The 16,726-nt window shown below is 63.5% G+C and carries 16 protein-coding genes; 8 read left to right on the forward strand and 8 right to left on the reverse strand.

What is annotated here, in order from left to right:
- Positions 1 to 55: 55 nt before the first annotated feature.
- The 3 genes from H5P29_RS09500 to ftsE form a co-directional block, all read right to left on the reverse strand.
- A complete protein-coding gene (locus H5P29_RS09500; RefSeq protein WP_246340916.1) occupies positions 56 to 673 on the reverse strand; it encodes a YdcF family protein in 618 nt (205 codons plus the stop codon).
- A gap of 173 nt (positions 674 to 846) precedes the next feature.
- The gene (locus tag H5P29_RS09505) at positions 847 to 1,860 is read right to left on the reverse strand and encodes an ABC transporter permease (protein ID WP_154386132.1); all 1,014 of its coding nucleotides are present in this window, start codon (positions 1,858 to 1,860) and stop codon (positions 847 to 849) included.
- Complete coding sequence (ftsE, locus tag H5P29_RS09510) at positions 1,853 to 2,512, reverse strand: cell division ATP-binding protein FtsE (protein ID WP_067957659.1); 660 nt, start codon at positions 2,510 to 2,512, stop codon at positions 1,853 to 1,855. The genes H5P29_RS09505 and ftsE overlap by 8 nt, the downstream gene beginning before the upstream one ends.
- Positions 2,513 to 2,632: 120 nt before the next feature.
- On the opposite strand from ftsE, the gene H5P29_RS09515 reads away from it, so the two are divergent.
- From H5P29_RS09515 to H5P29_RS09525, 3 genes are all read left to right on the forward strand, one after another.
- Positions 2,633 to 3,382 carry a hypothetical protein gene (locus tag H5P29_RS09515; protein ID WP_154386134.1) on the forward strand — a complete coding sequence of 250 codons (750 nt, stop codon included), beginning with the start codon at positions 2,633 to 2,635 and terminating at the stop codon, positions 3,380 to 3,382.
- A gap of 9 nt (positions 3,383 to 3,391) precedes the next feature.
- The gene (gene hpt / locus H5P29_RS09520; RefSeq protein WP_067957665.1) at positions 3,392 to 3,934 is read left to right on the forward strand and encodes a hypoxanthine phosphoribosyltransferase; all 543 of its coding nucleotides are present in this window, start codon (positions 3,392 to 3,394) and stop codon (positions 3,932 to 3,934) included.
- 67 nt (positions 3,935 to 4,001) lie between these two features.
- Entirely contained in the window at positions 4,002 to 4,397 is a 396-nt protein-coding gene (locus H5P29_RS09525) for a response regulator (protein WP_154386135.1), read from the forward strand.
- Here the strand turns inward: H5P29_RS09525 and H5P29_RS09530 are convergent.
- Positions 4,364 to 5,308, reverse strand: a complete 945-nt coding sequence (locus H5P29_RS09530; RefSeq protein WP_154386136.1) for a DMT family transporter — start codon at positions 5,306 to 5,308, stop codon at positions 4,364 to 4,366. The genes H5P29_RS09525 and H5P29_RS09530 overlap by 34 nt on opposite strands.
- A gap of 306 nt (positions 5,309 to 5,614) precedes the next feature.
- On the opposite strand from H5P29_RS09530, the gene H5P29_RS09535 reads away from it, so the two are divergent.
- Both H5P29_RS09535 and H5P29_RS09540 read left to right on the forward strand, forming a co-directional pair.
- Positions 5,615 to 6,475 carry a LysR substrate-binding domain-containing protein gene (locus H5P29_RS09535; protein ID WP_067966130.1) on the forward strand — a complete coding sequence of 287 codons (861 nt, stop codon included), beginning with the start codon at positions 5,615 to 5,617 and terminating at the stop codon, positions 6,473 to 6,475.
- A 96-nt stretch (positions 6,476 to 6,571) separates the two neighbouring features.
- The gene (locus H5P29_RS09540) at positions 6,572 to 7,198 is read left to right on the forward strand and encodes a glutathione S-transferase family protein (protein WP_154386137.1); all 627 of its coding nucleotides are present in this window, start codon (positions 6,572 to 6,574) and stop codon (positions 7,196 to 7,198) included.
- Positions 7,199 to 7,489: 291 nt separating this feature from the next.
- On the opposite strand, the gene H5P29_RS09545 is transcribed toward H5P29_RS09540, so the two are convergent.
- The 4 genes from H5P29_RS09545 to argH all read right to left on the reverse strand — a co-directional run bounded on the left by H5P29_RS09545 (position 7,490) and on the right by argH (position 13,228).
- Positions 7,490 to 10,075: a TIGR02302 family protein gene (locus H5P29_RS09545; RefSeq protein ID WP_154386138.1), complete on the reverse strand. Its 2,586-nt coding sequence runs from the start codon at positions 10,073 to 10,075 to the stop codon at positions 7,490 to 7,492.
- 176 nt (positions 10,076 to 10,251) lie between these two features.
- Positions 10,252 to 11,520: a diaminopimelate decarboxylase gene (gene lysA, locus H5P29_RS09550; protein WP_185910318.1), complete on the reverse strand. Its 1,269-nt coding sequence runs from the start codon at positions 11,518 to 11,520 to the stop codon at positions 10,252 to 10,254.
- Positions 11,521 to 11,550: 30 nt separating this feature from the next.
- Positions 11,551 to 11,757, reverse strand: coding sequence for a lipoprotein (locus H5P29_RS09555; RefSeq protein ID WP_154386139.1), 207 nt, complete (start codon positions 11,755 to 11,757; stop codon positions 11,551 to 11,553).
- 70 nt (positions 11,758 to 11,827) lie between these two features.
- Complete coding sequence (gene argH, locus H5P29_RS09560; protein ID WP_067957685.1) at positions 11,828 to 13,228, reverse strand: argininosuccinate lyase; 1,401 nt, start codon at positions 13,226 to 13,228, stop codon at positions 11,828 to 11,830.
- Between the two features lie 33 nt (positions 13,229 to 13,261).
- On the opposite strand from argH, the gene H5P29_RS09565 reads away from it, so the two are divergent.
- From H5P29_RS09565 to ugpA, 3 genes are all read left to right on the forward strand, one after another.
- A complete protein-coding gene (locus tag H5P29_RS09565; protein ID WP_067957688.1) occupies positions 13,262 to 13,954 on the forward strand; it encodes a TlpA disulfide reductase family protein in 693 nt (230 codons plus the stop codon).
- Between the two features lie 357 nt (positions 13,955 to 14,311).
- Entirely contained in the window at positions 14,312 to 15,622 is a 1,311-nt protein-coding gene (ugpB, locus tag H5P29_RS09570; RefSeq protein WP_067957691.1) for a sn-glycerol-3-phosphate ABC transporter substrate-binding protein UgpB, read from the forward strand.
- Positions 15,623 to 15,832: 210 nt separating this feature from the next.
- Complete coding sequence (ugpA, locus tag H5P29_RS09575; protein WP_067957693.1) at positions 15,833 to 16,717, forward strand: sn-glycerol-3-phosphate ABC transporter permease UgpA; 885 nt, start codon at positions 15,833 to 15,835, stop codon at positions 16,715 to 16,717.
- Positions 16,718 to 16,726 lie beyond the last annotated feature (9 nt).

Genomic DNA, 16,726 nt, shown 5'->3' on the forward strand with positions numbered 1-16,726 from the left:
TCCAAAAAGGAAAACGCCGCTTCGTCTTGGAATGAGCTTTTGCGTGGCAGAGTGCCTATTCGGCGGCGGCCTGCACCACGACCATGCCGTCCGAGGTCGGCTTGACCGGCACGATGCCGCGCGCGAGCGCCAGCAGGTACTTGTTGTATTCGGTGAACAGCACGCGGAACGCTTCGGGCTTGGTCAGCCAGCGGCCTTCGCCAAGCTTGGAGTTGACGACCGGGTAGGGGTCCAGGCTGGCCTTGCGCAAAAGCCGGCCCATTTCCAGCATGCTGCGCGGCATGTGGTAGTTGTTGGTGACGAGGATGACACGGGCATAGTCGTGGCTTTCGACCCACTTGGCGCTTTCCTCGGCATTACCGATGGTGTCGAGCGCGGCGCGGTCGATGTCGACACGGTTGAACAGCGACTTGTCGCTGCGCGTCGCCAGCTGCAGCTGGCGGCGCGTTGCCGAGGGATGGACGCCGCTGATCAGCAGGCGTTCGCCCTTGCCGGCCTTGAGCAGGTCTAGTGCCGCATCCAGCCGCGACTGGCCGCCGGTCAAAACGATGATGGCGTCGGCCTTGGCAGGGTTGGCCGGCGTGGTCAGTCGACTGACATGCGTTGCAAACAGCGCGAAGCCACCGGTGAAGATGAAGGCCGCTGCGACGAGGATGAACAAAATGCGGCGCAAAAAAACACTTCTCCGGCGCGGCTTGAGCCCGGCCGGGTAGATTTTCGATCCGGAAACCGTCCCCGATGCGGCGAGCGCGTTCTGACCCATCACGAAGCCATGGTTAAGCAGGGATTGCGGCTTTTGCAGCGCCTATCTAAGCACATTCTGCAACAAAGTGACATCATCGGTGATCACATCCTTTCCGGATGCTGCACGTCGATGTCGCCGAGATAGCTGACGACGGTGAAATGTGATGTCGCGGCAGTCAATGCGCCAATGACAGCGACGATCACGGCGACGCCGAGATAACCGTTCAGGCCGATGGCGAAGTTGCCGAACAGGGCGGTTGCCTGGTCGGCTTCCGGCGTCGCGAGATTGAGCGACGACCACCACGAAAAGATGATGAAGACCACCACAGCGGCAACGCCACCGGCGGCCGCACCCGTCATGCCGGTGAGCAGGAAGTGACGGCGGAACTCGCTGGCGATGAAATTGGCCTCGGCGCCGACGAAATGCAGCACCTCGATGATGTGGCCGTTGCCGGCCATGGCGCCGCGCGTCGCAAACACCACAGACAGCACAGTCGCTGCCAGCATCAGCACCAGCACGCCGGTGCCGATGGTGACCGTCGTGCGCGCCATCGCCACCAGCCGGTCGACCCAGGTGCGGTGATCGTCGAGCGTGGCGGTTGGCACCTTGGGGCTGATCGCCTGGCGCATCGCGCCGAAATCGGGCGGGCTGCTCTGGTCGATGGTGACGATCACCAGCCGCGGCACCGGCAGCTCGTCGATGTTCAATCCCGAGCCGAGCCACGGTTCGAGCAGCCGCGCGGTAGCGGCGCGATCGACGATCTTGGTGCCGCTGACGCCGGCGAATTCGCCGGCGATGCGTGCGGCCGTCTCCAGTGCCGCCTCCATGTCCAGCCCTTCGGCGGGCTTGATCTGGATCGTCGCCTCGCGGGCGATCTGGTTTTCCCACACCGAGGCGGTGTCGCGCACCAGCGTGACCGCACCCAGCGTCAGGCACGACAAGAACGTCATGATGGCGATGACCAGCACCAGCGCGCGGCCGGCGATGTTCTGTGACGGCACGATGGGGGCGGTCTTGCGCTGCAGCCTTGGCGCCGGCTGTTGGAGCGGCGCATCCTCGAATTCGTCCTCGAATTCCTCGTGGTGTGTGCTGCTGTCGGCTTGGGCCTCAGTCATAGATGTCGAGCCTTCCGCCGGCGAGAATCATGCGCCGAGCATCGACCTGGTCCATCAGGCCGAGATCGTGGGTTGCGATCACCACCGCGGTGCCAAGCCGGTTGAGCTCGATGAACAGCCTGAGCAGGCGCCGCGCCAGTGGCGGGTCGACATTGCCGGTTGGCTCGTCGGCCAGCAGGATCTCGGGCTGCTCGATCAGCGCGCGGGCGATCGCGGCGCGTTGCTTTTCGCCGCCCGAAAGCACCGGCGGCAGCACATGCATGCGCTCGCCGAGGCCGACCCATTTGAGCAGTTCGGTGACGTCGGTGCGGTAGCTTGCCTCTTCGCGCCCGCGCACGCGCAGCGGCAACGCCACGTTCTCGTAGGTGGTCATGTGGTCGAGCAGGCGGAAATCCTGGAACACCACGCCAATACGCCGGCGCATCAGCGGCAGCTCGGTGCGCGAGATGCGCGAACGGTCCTTGCCGAAGACGCTGATCAGGCCACGCGTCGGCTTGAGCGACAAAAACAGCAGCCGCAGCAGGGTGGTCTTGCCCGCGCCCGACGGCCCGCTCAGGAACTGGAACGAGCGCTCGGGGATGTGGAAGGAGATGTCACGCAGGATCTCCGGTCCCATCCCGTATCTGAGGCCGACATTCTCGAAGCGGATCACGTGCTGCAGACCTTGAACTTGCGAAACATTGGGAACTTACGAAACCCTGGGAACTTGCGAATCCACGGAGATTCATCGGGACCCTGGCTGCCCGTTTCTACGAAACGACCATGGGTCCGCATGGTTAAGAGACGGTTAATTTCCGTCCGGAATGGGGCGCCGAAGCACCTCGGTGGCGAAGCATTAACCATTTCCGTTTACCCCCTCTCGGCAGAATGTCTAAGGGGTCTGATGGCTGAGCAGCGGAAAGCACGCCCGGTTTCCGGCGAAATCATGACCGATGACGGCCGCGACACATCCGCCCAACCCCAGCGCGCGCCTGCCTTGGACATTGTCGACGCCGATTTCGAAGTCGTGGCTCGCGCCGATCGCCGAAACGAATCATCCGCCGTCCAGCCTGTCCTCGCCACTCAGCCAGCCAATCGGGGCGGAATGGAGATGCTCAGGCCAGCGCATTCGCGGCTGGACGCCCGGCCGACGCGCGGCGGGCCGATCTTCTGGCTCTCCTGTATCTCCTTGGTGGCAATGGCGTTTTGGGTCGCCGGCGGACACCAGGTGCTGCATGCTGCGGCGTTTCCGCTGTCATGGCAGGCGCCGAAGCTGCGCCTCGCCGACGTCGTTTCGCGCATCGACAGCTCCGGCCGAAAGCCGCTTCTGCTCGTCGACGGCACCGCTTTCAACGACGGAAACAGGGCGGTATCGCTGCCGCCGATCGTCATCGCCGTCACCGGCGAAGACGGTAAAGTCCTGCGTTACAGGCTGGGGACAGGCACGGTTCCGGTGGCAGCCGGCGCAAGATGGGACTTTTCGAGCCGGCTCGACGTGCCTATGAACGGGGTAAAGACCGTCAGGGTCGCTTTCTCGGAATAGGATGCTGTCATGCCTGTTGTGCGCGACAAGGAAATCGAAGTGCTGTTCTCCGCCTCGGCGATCGCACGGCGCAATCTCGAACTCGCCAAGGATATCGCGGCGCACGACTACACTGACCTTTTGGTCATCTCGGTGCTGAAGGGTTCGTTCATCTTCGCCGCCGACCTGATCCGCGCCATGCACGACGTCGGCCTGTCGCCGGAGGTCGAGTTCATCTTCATTTCAAGCTATGGTGCCGGCACCACGAGCGGCGAGGTCCGCGTGCTGCGTGACATCGACAACGAGGTTGCCGGCCGCGACGTCCTGCTGATCGACGACATTCTCGAATCGGGCAAGACGCTGAAGTTCACCCGCGAGCTGATGATGTCGCGCGGCGCCAAGAGCTGCTCGATCGCTGTGCTGCTCGACAAGCGCATGCGCCGCAAGACCGACCTCAATGCCGATTATGTCGGCTTCGACTGTCCCGACTATTTCGTCGTCGGCTATGGCATGGATGTGGCGCACGCCTTCCGCGAACTGCCCTTCGTCGGAGTGGTCAAGGGCGAAGACTGATCAGCCGCTAATCACAAATTTTGCGGCATTCAGGAATCGTCAACCAGTCGCGGCAAATATCGCCGCCATGGCAAAACTTCTGATCGTTGAGGACGATGAGTCCGTCCGCACTCTCGCAGCCCGCGCGCTCGAACGCGCCGGCCACAAGGTCGACGTCGCTTGCGATGGCGCCGAAGGGCTCGACTCCATTCACGCAGAGCGCGGCGGGTACGACCTGATCGTCACCGACATCCGCATGCCGGAGATGGACGGCATCGAGATGGCGCAGAATGCAGCACGCGCCTATCCCGGGCTGCCGATCCTGCTGATGACCGGCTATGCCGACCAGCGCGAGCGCGCAGAGGAACTCGACGCCATCATCATCGATGTGGTGCAGAAGCCGTTCACGCTCAACGACATTCGTGACCGCGTTTCGCGGGCGCTGGCTGCTCAGTCGGCAGTGGCGCTCGCCGGCGCCGCCTGAGGCGTCCGCGTCCCGACATTCAGCGCGAATATACCGGCGCCGACGATCAGCAGCGCGCCGATCACCGTGCCGGTTCCGGGCACCTCGGCGAATAACAGGAAGCCCCACAGCGGTGCCCACAACAGCCCGGTGTATTCGAAAGTCGCCGCCTTGTTGGCGGGCGTCAGCCGATAGGCTTGGCCAAGCAGCACCATGCCGACAGCGGCAATGATGCCGCAGGCGCCCATCATCAGGAAGTCGCGCAGGCTCGGCCAGATCCATGGCCGCATCAAAAAATCGAGGCTGGGATGGCCTGTCTGCTGGAAGCCGGCGGCCGAGAAGATCGTGGTGATCAGCACGGCGCCGAAGAGATAGGCGGCGTTCTGGTAGAAGGCCATTGTCGTCGCACTTTCCGTCACGCCGACCTTGCGCGCCATCAGCTGCGAGAAGCTGTAGAGAAACGCCGAGGCGAGCGACAGCAAGGCCGCCCATTCGAAGATGCCGGCGCCGGGATTGACCATGATGACCACACCGAAAAGCCCGACCGTGCCGGCGGCAAGGCTCTGCCACGGCACCGGTTCGCCGAGATAGGGACCGGCCATGGTCATGATCAGCAATGGCGTCAGGAAGAAGAGCGCCGCCGCATCGGCGATCGGCAGCGCCGGTATCGCCAGGTAGTAGGCGCAGTAAGACACGAACAGGATCGTCGAGCGCGTTGCGAGGAAGCGCCAGTTGGGCGAGGCGAGTGCCGGAAGCCCGACATCGCGATGCACCAGCAGGAGCAGGATCGGCAACGCCACCACGGCGCGGATCAGCAGCGCTTCGCTGACCGGATAGGTGCCGGCCACGGCCTTGATCAGCGCGTCCTGGATCGAAAACACCAGCACGCCCAGGCAAAGGCAGAGGATGCCGAGAAGCGTTCTGTTGTGCATGGTGCAGGAGTGCCTGGCTAAGAGGTCGTCCCGATATTTGTACCTTGAGATCGGGCGGAACGAGAGCGCTTGTCGGCGCCTCCTGTTGGGCCAGCGGCGACAGCGACTGGCGCACAGCTGCCCCAAAAAAATACCCGCCGGCAAGATTGCGGCGGGTGAAAGTGAGGACGGTATTACCAGTCCGCAGCCGCATCTCTTGCGACCACCTTCCAATGGGTAGCGGGACTATTCCCCGCCGTTTGACACGATGCAAACGAATTGGAATGATGGCAGCCATTAGAATTTCTTATGGCTGAAAACGTTTTCATGACCGCACGCCTCGACAGCGACCTGCTGCGCACCTTCCTCGCGGTTGCCGAGAGCGGCAATTTCACCCGCGCGGCCGAAGGTGTCGGGCGCACCCAGTCCGCGGTCAGCATGCAGATCAAGCGCCTCGAGGAGGTCGTCGGCGAGGTGCTGTTCACGCGCGGCGCGCGCGGCGTCGCCCTGACCGAACGCGGCACCGAGCTCGTCGGAAATGCGCGCCGCATCGTTGCCCTGCTCGATGAAACGGCGTCGTCGATGCGCGCGGCGCCGCTTGGCGGACCGGTCCGCATTGGCATCCCAGAGGAATATGGCCAGCCTGTTCTGTCGCGTGCCCTGGGTGCCTTTGCCAAGCGCCATTCGAAGGTGGAGGTGACGGTGCGGTTCGGCTATTCGGTCTCCCAACTGGCTTCGCTCGCGGCCGGCGAACTTGATCTTGCCGTGGTCTTCGAGTGGCAATTTCCATCGGGCGCCGAAGTCCTGATGAATGACCCGACGGTCTGGGTGACCTCCATTCACCACCAGCTGCATCTGGAGCGGCCGCTGCCGGTTGCCATGTACACCCGCCACGGCTGGTCGCGGGAGTATGCGCTTCGCTCACTCGAGCAGCGCGGCATCGATTACCGTTTCGCCTACACCAGCGATACCACCAACGGCCTCTCCCTTGCCGTCACCGCCGGACTGGCGCTGGCGCCGATGGCCCGCAGCAACATTCCACCGGATTGCCGCGAGCTGACGGAGGCCGAAGGATTCGGGGCGATCGACACGACCAGGGTCGTCATGCATCGCAATCCGCGCGCCAACAGCGAAGCCGTCGACGCCATGGCCGACGCCATCCGCGAGGCTTTCCATCAGCGGCGCTGATCGCTGGGAACAAGCCGTATCCTGCCATGCTTCCTGACAAAAGGCTGTCAGGAGACCAATGTTATGCAGGCGGCATTCTGAAATGAGGAGGAAGTTATGATCACCTTTTACCACGCGCCCTGGTCGCGCGCGTCCAACGTGCTTTGGCTGCTTGAGGAACTCGGCACCCCCTACACGGTCGAGAAGGTCGATATCCGCGCACCTGGCGGGGTGCCGGAAGAGTATCGTTCGATCCAGCCCAACAAGAAGGTACCGGCGATCATCCACGATGGCATCCTGGTCACCGAGCGGGCGGCAATCTGCACCTATCTCTGTGATGTCTTCCCCGAAGCCGGCCTTGCACCTGCCATAGGCGACAAGCTGCGCGCGCCTTACCTGACCTGGCTCGTCTATGCCGATTCGGTGTTCGACCCAGTGCTGGCGGCCAAGGCGTATGGTCACGAATTCATGGGCAGCGGCTATTCCTACGGCTCGTTCAGCGAGATGGTCGACAATCTCGAAAGGACGCTGTCCTCGCGCCCCTACATCGCAGGCGACCGCTTCACCGCAGCTGACACCCAGATCGGCGGCGGCATCAATTTCGGCATCCGTGTGCTGAAGACGCTGCCCGAGAAGCCGGTGTTCCTGGACTATGTCGAGCGCTTGGCAGCACGCCCCGCCTTCCAGCGCGCCAGCCAGAAGGATTTTGCGATGGCGCAGGAGGCGGGCATGGTTCCCGGCTGAGGCTGGGTGTGCGGCGCCAAGGCGTGAGCGATTTGAGCATTACGCCTTCGAACTCGCGCCTCTCGCACCCCTCTCTGTCCCGCCGGATCTCCCCCGCAAGGGGGGAGATCATGCCGTCATCGACCCCCACCGCCAACCACCAGCCACACGGCCCGTTGCTACCACGTGACAGGATGAGCAGTGCCGGTGACGAGACTAACCTCCCCCCTTGCGGGGGAGATGTCCGGCAGGACAGAGAGGGGTGGGGCGGAGTGCGTCGGTACAGGAGGAACAAACGTAGTGAGCTCGCGGCTACCGCAGCTCCAGCAAGCGTTCGAGATAACTCCGCTCCAGTTCGGGGCTGAGCGCATTGCCCAGGCGCTTGCGGATGGCGTCGAGGATCTGGCGGGCGCGCTGCACGTCGATCTCGTCGGGCACCTTGGTCGAGTCGCCGAAGTCGGGACCGGTGGTGGCGCGGGGCCGGCCGAGCGGGTCGCGGTCGGCATTCTGCTGGCGGCCGCCTTCGCCGCTGCCGCCCTGGTCGCCCTGCATGGCCTGCATCTGCTGCATCATGTCCTGGGCGCCCTTGCGCAGCGCTTCCAGCGCGCGGCCCTGGTGGCCGACGGCGCGTTCGCTTTCGCCCTTGCCGAGTGAACCCTCGGCCTGGTTCATCGATTCCCCGGCGTCGCCAAAACCTTCGCCCGGCTTGATGCCGAGGCCCTCGAGCCCCTTCATCAGCGCTTCGAGGTCCTTTTCCAGCTGCCCTTGGCCCTGCTGCAGCTGCTTCATCGCGTCGGCAAATTCCTGCGGCGTCATCGGCCGGCCCTGCTGGCCCTTGTTTTGCTGGCCTTGTTCGCCCTGTTGCTGCTGCTGGCCGGGCTCGCCGTTCTCGCCGAAGGGATCGCTCTGCTCGCCTTGGCCACGCTGCATCTGGTCCATGCGGAAGGTCTCGTTCATCATCTCCTGCTGGCGCCGCATGATCTCGCCGAGCTTGTCCATCTGCTGGCGCATCTCGGAATTCTGCTGGCCCTGCTGACCCTGCTGCCGTTTGCCGGCCTGCAGGTTGTTCATCATGTCCTGCAACTGCGACAGCAACTCGCGCGCCTGGTCGCGGTTGCCCGACTTGGCGAGGTTCTCGATCTGGTCGAGCATGCGCTGCAGGTCGCTCTGGCGCAGCTCCTGGGCCGGCGTCTGGTCCTGCGCGGTCTTGTTCTGCTGGTTGCGTTCGGCGAACTCGCGCAGGAAGTCGTTCATCGCCTCGCGCAGCTCGGCCATCAGCTTGTCGATTTCTTCGTCGCTGGCGCCGCGTTCGAGCGCGTCCTGCAAGGCCTGCTGGGCCTGGCGCAGGCGCTTTTCCGCCGCCGACAGGTCGCCGTCCTCGATGCCGAGCGCCACCTGCCAGAGATAGGTGACCACCTCGCGCAGTTGGTCGTCAGAGCTGGCCATCTTGAGCCGTGAGCGGGCGCTCATCAGCGCCAGGTAGTGCGAGAGATTGTCGATCGTGTCCTCGGGACGCAGTGTGATCGCGTCCATCAGATCAAGCACGCGCCGCTTGGCGTTGGCGTCGAGCGCCAGCAGGCGCCGCTGTTCGATCACCGCCCGGGCGAGCGGGTTGGTGAACGGTTTTTCCGGCAGGATGATCGTCTTGGTTTCGCTCTTGGCTTCTTGGCCGGCATCGTCGCTAGCATGCAAGGTGAGCTTCACCGAAGCACCAGCCCAGACATGCTCTGTCAGGTCGCGCGTCGCCTTCACCGGCTTTTTGGTCGCACCACGGCGGGGCAGGGAAAGCGGCATTTCGGGCGGGCCATAGAGCGGGCGTGCATCCAGCGGCTGCGCGTCGGCAAGGGCGAATTCGGCCTTGGCCGAGGCCGCGCCATAGTCGTCCTCGATATTGTAGGTCAGTTCCAGCGTGCCGTTGACGGCGCGTTTGGGCTCACCGACGAAGCTGATTTTCGGCGCGCTGTCGGGAATGACGGTGAAGGCCCAGCTGTCGAGCTCGTCGTCGCCGGATTTCAGCGTGAGCTTACCCTGGGCGGTGAGCTTTTCGGCAAACTGCCTGACCGTGGCAACCGGGCCTGTCGCGACAGGCGTTGCTGCGTCGGTGTTGACGCCATTGGGTACGATGTCGCGCACTGTGCCTGCGGCATCGGTGAAGGCGAGCGTTTCGTCGCCCGAGCCGCCGGTGACGCGTAGCGACAGTTCGCTGCCCTCGGGCACGTTGATGACAGGAACGTCCCTGCTTGCATCGGCGGTCAGGAAGATCGGTGCCTTGCCCGTATATGTCGGCGGCGTCACCCAGGCGTCGATGCGCGGCGGCACAGTGTCGTGCGCCGCATGCGCCCGGAAGGCGTCGCCCAGCCGGCCGCCGGTCGGGCCGAAGGAAAATGCGAAGGCGCAAACGAACAACAGGGCAGCGGCGGCGCGAAGTGCCCATGGGTCGCGTTCGGGTACTTGCGTCCGGGGCAGGTCGCCGCCCAGCGTGCCAAGCCGTTCGGCCATGCGCTTCTGGTGCTCGCGCCACAAGGCGTCGGCAAAGCTGTCCGGCTTGCCCGACGGCTTGTCGGTCTGGACCTGCACCGGCGTGTGCAGCAGCTGGTTGGCGCGTTCGAGACGGCTGTCGATCTCAGCCCAGCTCGGCAGGCGGAAAAAGCGCAGCGGATAGAGCGAGGCCAACGCGGCTGCGACGAAGGTCACGGCCAGCCCCAGTCGCGCCATGTCGGGCAGGAGCCGGAACAGGCCGAGCCAGGACAGACTGACGAACAGGCTGGCAATAACGATCAGCGGCAACACCAGCGGCCAGCCGCGCTCGACGATCATCGCCGTGGCGATGGCCAGGCGCGTCCTGCCCAGGCCGGCGGCAATGCTACGATGCAGCGCTGGTCGTGTCGGTTCCGTCATCGGCCCTTCCGCTTGGGCGGCGCGGGATGCAGCCACCCTGCCTCTGGGAGAATACCATCAATCGCGGCGAAGGCGAGGCGACCAACGTAATCGTGAAGCTCAACGCACAGCACTTCCGGGGCAGGCGTAAGGAACGCCGTAGAATTCCCTGCTCACCCTGACAATCTGGTGCGCCGTCAGGCGAGCCAGTCGGGCACGGAATCGAGGCCGATCAGCTCTTCATAGGTCCGGCGCTGGCGGACGACATGGAAACGGTCGCCGTCGACCAGAACTTCGGGCACCAGCAGCCGCGTGTTGTAGGTGCCTGCCTGAACCGCGCCATAAGCGCCGGCCGTGCCGACGGCAATCAGGTCGCCGGCCTTCAGCCTGGGCAGGTCGCGGTCGAGGCCGAGGTAGTCGCCGGTCTCGCAGACGGGACCGACGATGTCGACGGTCATGCGCGGCACGTTTGCTGCCGGCTGCACCACCGGGCGGATGTCGTGATAGGCATCGTAAAGCGTCGGCCTGATCAGGTCGTTCATCGCCGCATCGACGATGAGGAAATTCTTGGCGTCGCCTTCCTTCACGAAGATGACTTCCGAAACCAGGATGCCGGCATTGCCGACGATCAGCCGGCCCGGCTCGAACATCACCTTGAGGCCGAGCTTGCCGACGCGCTTGTGCACGATCTGGGCATAGGCGTCGGGCAAAGGCGGCGGGTTGTTGTCGGTCTTGTAAGGAATGCCCAGGCCGCCGCCGAGGTCGACATGGTCGATCTCATGGCCGTCCGCCTTCAGCGTTTCCACCAGCTCGGCCATCAGCGCAAAGGCGTCGTCGAAAGGCTGCAGCTCGGTGATCTGGCTGCCGATATGCATATCGATGCCGGTGACCTTGATGCCGGGCAGGGCTGCTGCGCGGGCATAGGCTTCGCGCGCCCGCTGACGCGGGATGCCGAACTTGTTCTCGGCAAGCCCGGTCGAGATCTTCTTGTGCGTCTTGGCGTCGACATCAGGGTTGATGCGCAGCGACACTGGTGCGGTCTTGCCGTTGGCAACAGCGCGTGCCGACAGAAGCTCGAGCTCCGGCTCGGATTCGACGTTGAAGCACAGGATGCCGGCCTGCAGCGCGAAGTCCATTTCGCGCGCCGTCTTGCCAACGCCCGAAAAGACGATCTTCCCGGCCGGGATGCCGGCGGCCAGCGCGCGCCGCATCTCGCCTTCCGACACCGTGTCGGCGCCAGCACCGAGCTTTGCCAGCGTCCTCAGCACGGCCTGGTTCGAGTTGGCCTTGAGCGCATAGCAGACCAGCGCATCGAGATCTGCGAAGGCCTTGGAGAAGACCTGAAAATGACGCGTCAGCGTCGCGGTCGAGTAGCAGTAGAACGGCGTGCCGACGGCAGCGGCGATATCGGTCAGCGCCACGTCTTCGGCGTGGAGGACGCCGTCACGATAGTCGAAATGGTTCACGGCAGCATGCTTTCGAAAATGAACAGCGGCTCAGAGCAGCGGGTCGAGGATGAAGGGCTTGTCCTCGACCGGTTTTACCGGTGCCGGGCCAGCCGGCTGGCCGGCCTTCTGGGCATCCTTCTGCGCCTGCACGGCAGCCTCATAGGGGGTGTCGAGGTCGCCCTTGCGGCCGCAGGCGGAAGCCATGCCAACCGCCGCAATCAGCCCGAGCGTCACCAGAATCCTGCCAGCGGTCATGTTCCATCCGTCCGCGAAAATTTCCCCGCTGCTTGTAGCGGAGATTCTTGGGCTTTGCACCCCGGCTAGATCACGCTTTTGCCAGCCGTTTCTTCCAATAGCGAACCTGCTTCTTGACCTCTGCAGGTGCTGTTCCACCGAAGGACGTGCGGCTCTTCACCGAGTTCTGCACCGACAGCACGGAGAAGATGTCGTCGGTGATGCCGTCATGGATCGACTTGAGGTCTTCCAGTGCCAGCTTTTCGAGCCCGACCTTCTTGCTTTCGGCCAGCGCCACGGCACGGCCGGTGACGTGGTGTGCCTCGCGGAACGGCATGCCCAGCGTCCGCACCAGCCAGTCGGCTAGGTCGGTGGCGGTCGAGTAGCCCGAGCCGGCGGCCTTCTTCATCGCCTGCTCGTTGATCGTCATGTCGCCGACCATGCCGGTCATCGCGGCCAGCATCAGGTCGAGCGTCTCGGCGGCGTCGAACACCGCTTCCTTGTCTTCCTGCATGTCCTTGGAATAGGTCAGCGGCAGGCCCTTCATGACGGTCAAGAGGCCGATCAGGTGGCCGTTGACGCGGCCGGTCTTGGCGCGCACCAGCTCGGCGGCGTCGGGGTTCTTCTTCTGCGGCATGATCGACGAGCCGGTCGAGAACGAATCCGACAGGCGCACGAAGCCGAATTGCGGCGTCGACCAGATGACGATCTCTTCGGCGAGGCGCGACATGTGGGTGGCGCAGATCGCAGCGATCGACAGGAACTCCAGCGCGTAGTCGCGGTCCGACACGCTGTCGAGCGAGTTGCGCGTCGGTTCGCGGAAGCCGAGGGCCTTGGCAGTCTTGAAGCGGTCGATGGGGAAGCCGGTGCCGGCAAGCGCTGCCGCACCCAGCGGGCTCTCGTTCATGCGTTCGATGGCGTCGCGCACGCGGCTGAGGTCACGGGCGAACATCTCGACATAGGCCATGCAGTGATGGCCGAAGGTCACCGGCTGCGCCGTCTGAAGATGGGTGAAGCCGGGCATCACGGTAGAGGCATGCTGCTCGGCGCGTTCGAGGAAGGCGGCGATCAGCCCCTTCAGTGCCTCGGCGACGCGATGGAACTCGTCCTTGACCCAGAGCCGGAAGTCGACGGCCACCTGGTCGTTGCGCGAGCGTGCAGTGTGCAGGCGTCCGGCGGAGGCGCCGATCAGTTCGGCAAGGCGCGACTCGACATTCATGTGGATGTCTTCGAGCCGGGTCGAGAAGGCGAACTTGCCGTCCTCGATTTCTCGCAGGATCGTGTTCAGGCCGTGAGCGATTTTCTGTTGATCGCCAGCCGAAATAATGCCCGTTTCCGCCAGCATCTCGGAGTGGGCGACGGACCCTCGGATGTCCTGGGCATACAGCTTCTTGTCGAAGCCGATCGAGGCGTTGATCGCTTCCATGATCGCAGCCGGGCCCGAGGCAAAACGTCCGCCCCACATCTGGTTGCTGGCCTTCTTGTCGCTCATCGTGATACCCGGGCTCCGGAGAAAATTGATTAGATGTCGGACCGCAGAAAAATGTTTCCAGCCCCACGCCATATACTGATTGCCGCCGTTGCGGGCGTGATCGCCGGCGCGGTCGCGGTATATGTCAGCACGACCCTTCCTGGCAACAAGACGCCGCAGCCGACGGTCGCCGCCGACACCAGTTCTGCAAGCCCCGACGACAAGCTGTGCGCGGCGAAGGCAGAAAAGGCCAAAGCCGTGGGTGCCGTCGCCGTCGGCCATGTCGCCGCGATGATGCCGGCCGACCCGCCGCAGTCGCTGAAGACGCTTGCCTTCAACGATCCCGAGGGCAAGCCGATGACCATCGCCGACCATGCCGGTCGCACGTTGCTGGTCAATCTCTGGGCCACCTGGTGCGCGCCGTGCCGCGCCGAGATGCCGGCGCTCGATGCTCTGGAGCGCGAGATGGGCGGCGAGGAGTTCGAGGTCGTGGCGATCAATGTCGACACCGGCGACGACACCAAGCCGCAGAAGTTCCTCGAAGAGATCGGCATCTCCTCGCTTGGCCATTACCGCGACAACACGCTCGCCGTGTTCAACGATCTGAAGAAGCGAGGGCTGGCGCTCGGCCTGCCGGTCACGCTTTTGATCGACGGCGAAGGCTGCCTGCTTGCCAACATGAACGGCCCCGCCGAATGGGCCAGCCCCGACGCCAAAAAGCTGGTCGAGGCGGCGCTCGCCAATTAGGGCCTTGCGTGTCCACACACGTTTGCTTTTGCGCCGCTGCAATTTGAGATTGCACTGTCGAGGCCGTCATCTTCGCGGTTTTCATCCGCGAAGGAAGCCGCGCGGCATGTCCATTCCATTTCCAGCCGTTCATTAGCCGGCGTTGTCGGCAGGTGGGGTGAGTCCAATTCTCGGCAATTTGTTTTCGTTTTCTAGAAAAACGAAAGCATGTCATGTGGTTGTGGAAAAAGCGAAATCGAAGCGCGCCAAATGCGACCTTCATACGATCGCTACAAAACTGTTGTGGCGCTGTCATAATCCGACAATACTGGTCCTAGCGGAACTAAACATTTCGCCAACCAGAACGGGAGCGAGACAATGAAGACCCTAGGCTTCGCGGCCGGAGTTGCCGCCACCATGACGCTGTTGTCCAGCACCTCCGCCTTCGCCGTCACCGAGATCTCATGGTGGCATGCCATGACCGGCGCGAACAACGAGGTCGTCGAGCAGCTTTCCAAGGAATTCAACGAGAGCCAGAGCGACTACAAGATCGTTCCGGTTTTCAAAGGCACCTATCCCGAAACGTTGAATGCCGGCATCGCCGCCTTCCGCGCCAAGCAGTCGCCGCACATCATCCAGGTTTTCGACGTCGGCACCGGCGTCATGATGGGAGCCGAAGGCGCGGTCAAGCCGGTCGCCGATATCCTTTCCATGGGTGGCGCGGCCTTCGACAAGAGCCAGTACCTGCCCGGTATTGTCGCCTATTATTCGAAGCCGGATGGCACGATGCTGTCGTTCCCCTACAATTCGTCCTCGCCGATCCTCTACTACAACAAGGACATCTTCCAGAAGGCCGGTCTCGATGCCGACAATCCGCCCAAGACTTGGCCGGAAGTCTTCGAAGCCGCCAAGAAGATCAAGACCAGCGGCGCTGCGAATTGCGGCTACACCTCGACCTGGCTGACCTGGATCGGCCTGGAGAATTTCGCCGCCTGGAACAACCTCCAGTACGGCACCAACGAAAACGGCCTTGCCGGGACAGACGTCGAGCTGAAGTTCAATTCGGAGCCCTTCGTCAAGCACTTCCAGGCAATCGCCGACCTCGCCAAGGACGGCACCTTCAAGTATGGCGGTCGCACTTCCGAGGCCAAACAGCTTTTCCTCGCCGGCGAATGCGGCCTTTTCACCGAGTCCTCGGGCGGCTTGGGCGACGTCATCAAGTCGGGCATGAACTATGGCCTCGGCCAGTTGCCCTACTATCCTGATCTCGAAGGCACACCGCAGAACACCATCCCGGGAGGCGCCAGCCTCTGGGTCTTTGGCGACAAATCGGACGAAGAGTACAAGGGCGTCGCAGCCTTCTTCACCTTCCTGTCGCAGACGCCGATTCAGGCCCGCCTGCACCAGGTGTCCGGCTACCTGCCGGTCACCATTGCTGCCTATGAAGAAACCAAGAAGTCCGGCTTCTATGACAAGAACCCGGGCCGAGAGATTCCGATCACCCAGATGATGGGCAAGGCCCCGACCGAAAACTCGAAGGGCGTGCGCCTCATCAACTTGCCGCAGGTCCGCGACATCGAGAACGAAGAGTTCGAAAAGATGCTCGCCGGCCAGCAGACCGCCCAGCAGGCGCTCGACAACGCTGTCACGCGCGGCAACAAGGCGATCCAGGAAGCGATCGGCAACTGACGCCCGCTTGATGCCATCGTAGCGCTGCCGCTCATCCGCCCGCCGGCACCTTCTCCCCTTATGACGGGGAGAAGGGACAAGCGGCAAGGTGGCCCGCTCCCTCTTTCCGTTCTTCACGGGGAGAGGGTAAGGGTGAGGGGCAGCGCAAACGCTGGGCCGAAGAATGCGGCGCCAGGCCATTTCTGACAAACGCGTAACCAGAGGCCCTCATTGTCCCCACGCGTCGTCTTTCCCAACAAGATCCTGCCTTACCTGCTGGTGGCGCCGCAGCTGGCGATCACCTTGATCTTCTTCTATTGGCCGGCCAGCCAGGCGTTGCGCCAGTCGATGCTGCGCGAGGACCCGTTCGGGCTGTCGTCGAAATTCGTCTGGTTCGACAATTTCAAGAAGGTCCTGTCGGACCCCAACTACCTCAACTCGATCCAGGTGACTGCGATCTTCTCGATCTCGGTCGCGGCGGTGGCGATGGCGACGGCATTGCTGCTCGCCGTCATGGCCGAGAAGGTGGTGCGCAGCCGCGGGCTCTACCGCACGCTGATGATCTGGCCATATGCGGTCGCACCCGCCATTGCCGGCATGCTGTGGCTGTTCCTGTTCAACCCCTCGATCGGCTCGCTTGCCTATGGCCTGCGCTGGCTCGGCATCAACTGGGACCCGCTGCTCGATGGCGAGCAGGCGATGGTGCTCGTGGTGGCTGCCGCGTCGTGGAAGCAGATCAGCTATAATTTCCTGTTTTTCGTCGCCGGCCTACAGGCGATCCCCAAGACTTTGATCGAGGCGGCGGCCATCGACGGCGCCGGCGAAAACAAGCGCTTCTGGACCATCGTCTTTCCGCTGCTGGCGCCGACGACCTTCTTCCTGCTGGTGGTGAACACCGTCTACGCCTTCTTCGACACTTTCGGCATCATCCATGCCGTGACGGGCGGCGGGCCGGGCAAGGCGACCGAGACGATGGTCTACAAGGTCTACAATGACGGCTTCGTCAATCTGATCCTCGGCGATTCGGCGGCACAGTCGGTGATCCTGATGGTCATCGTGATCGCGCTCACCGCCATCCAGTTCCGCTATGTCGAGAGGAAGGTGCATTATGGCTGAGCCGAAAGC

Source organism: Aminobacter sp. MDW-2 (assembly GCF_014250155.1).
Lineage (GTDB): Bacteria > Pseudomonadota > Alphaproteobacteria > Rhizobiales > Rhizobiaceae > Aminobacter > Aminobacter ciceronei.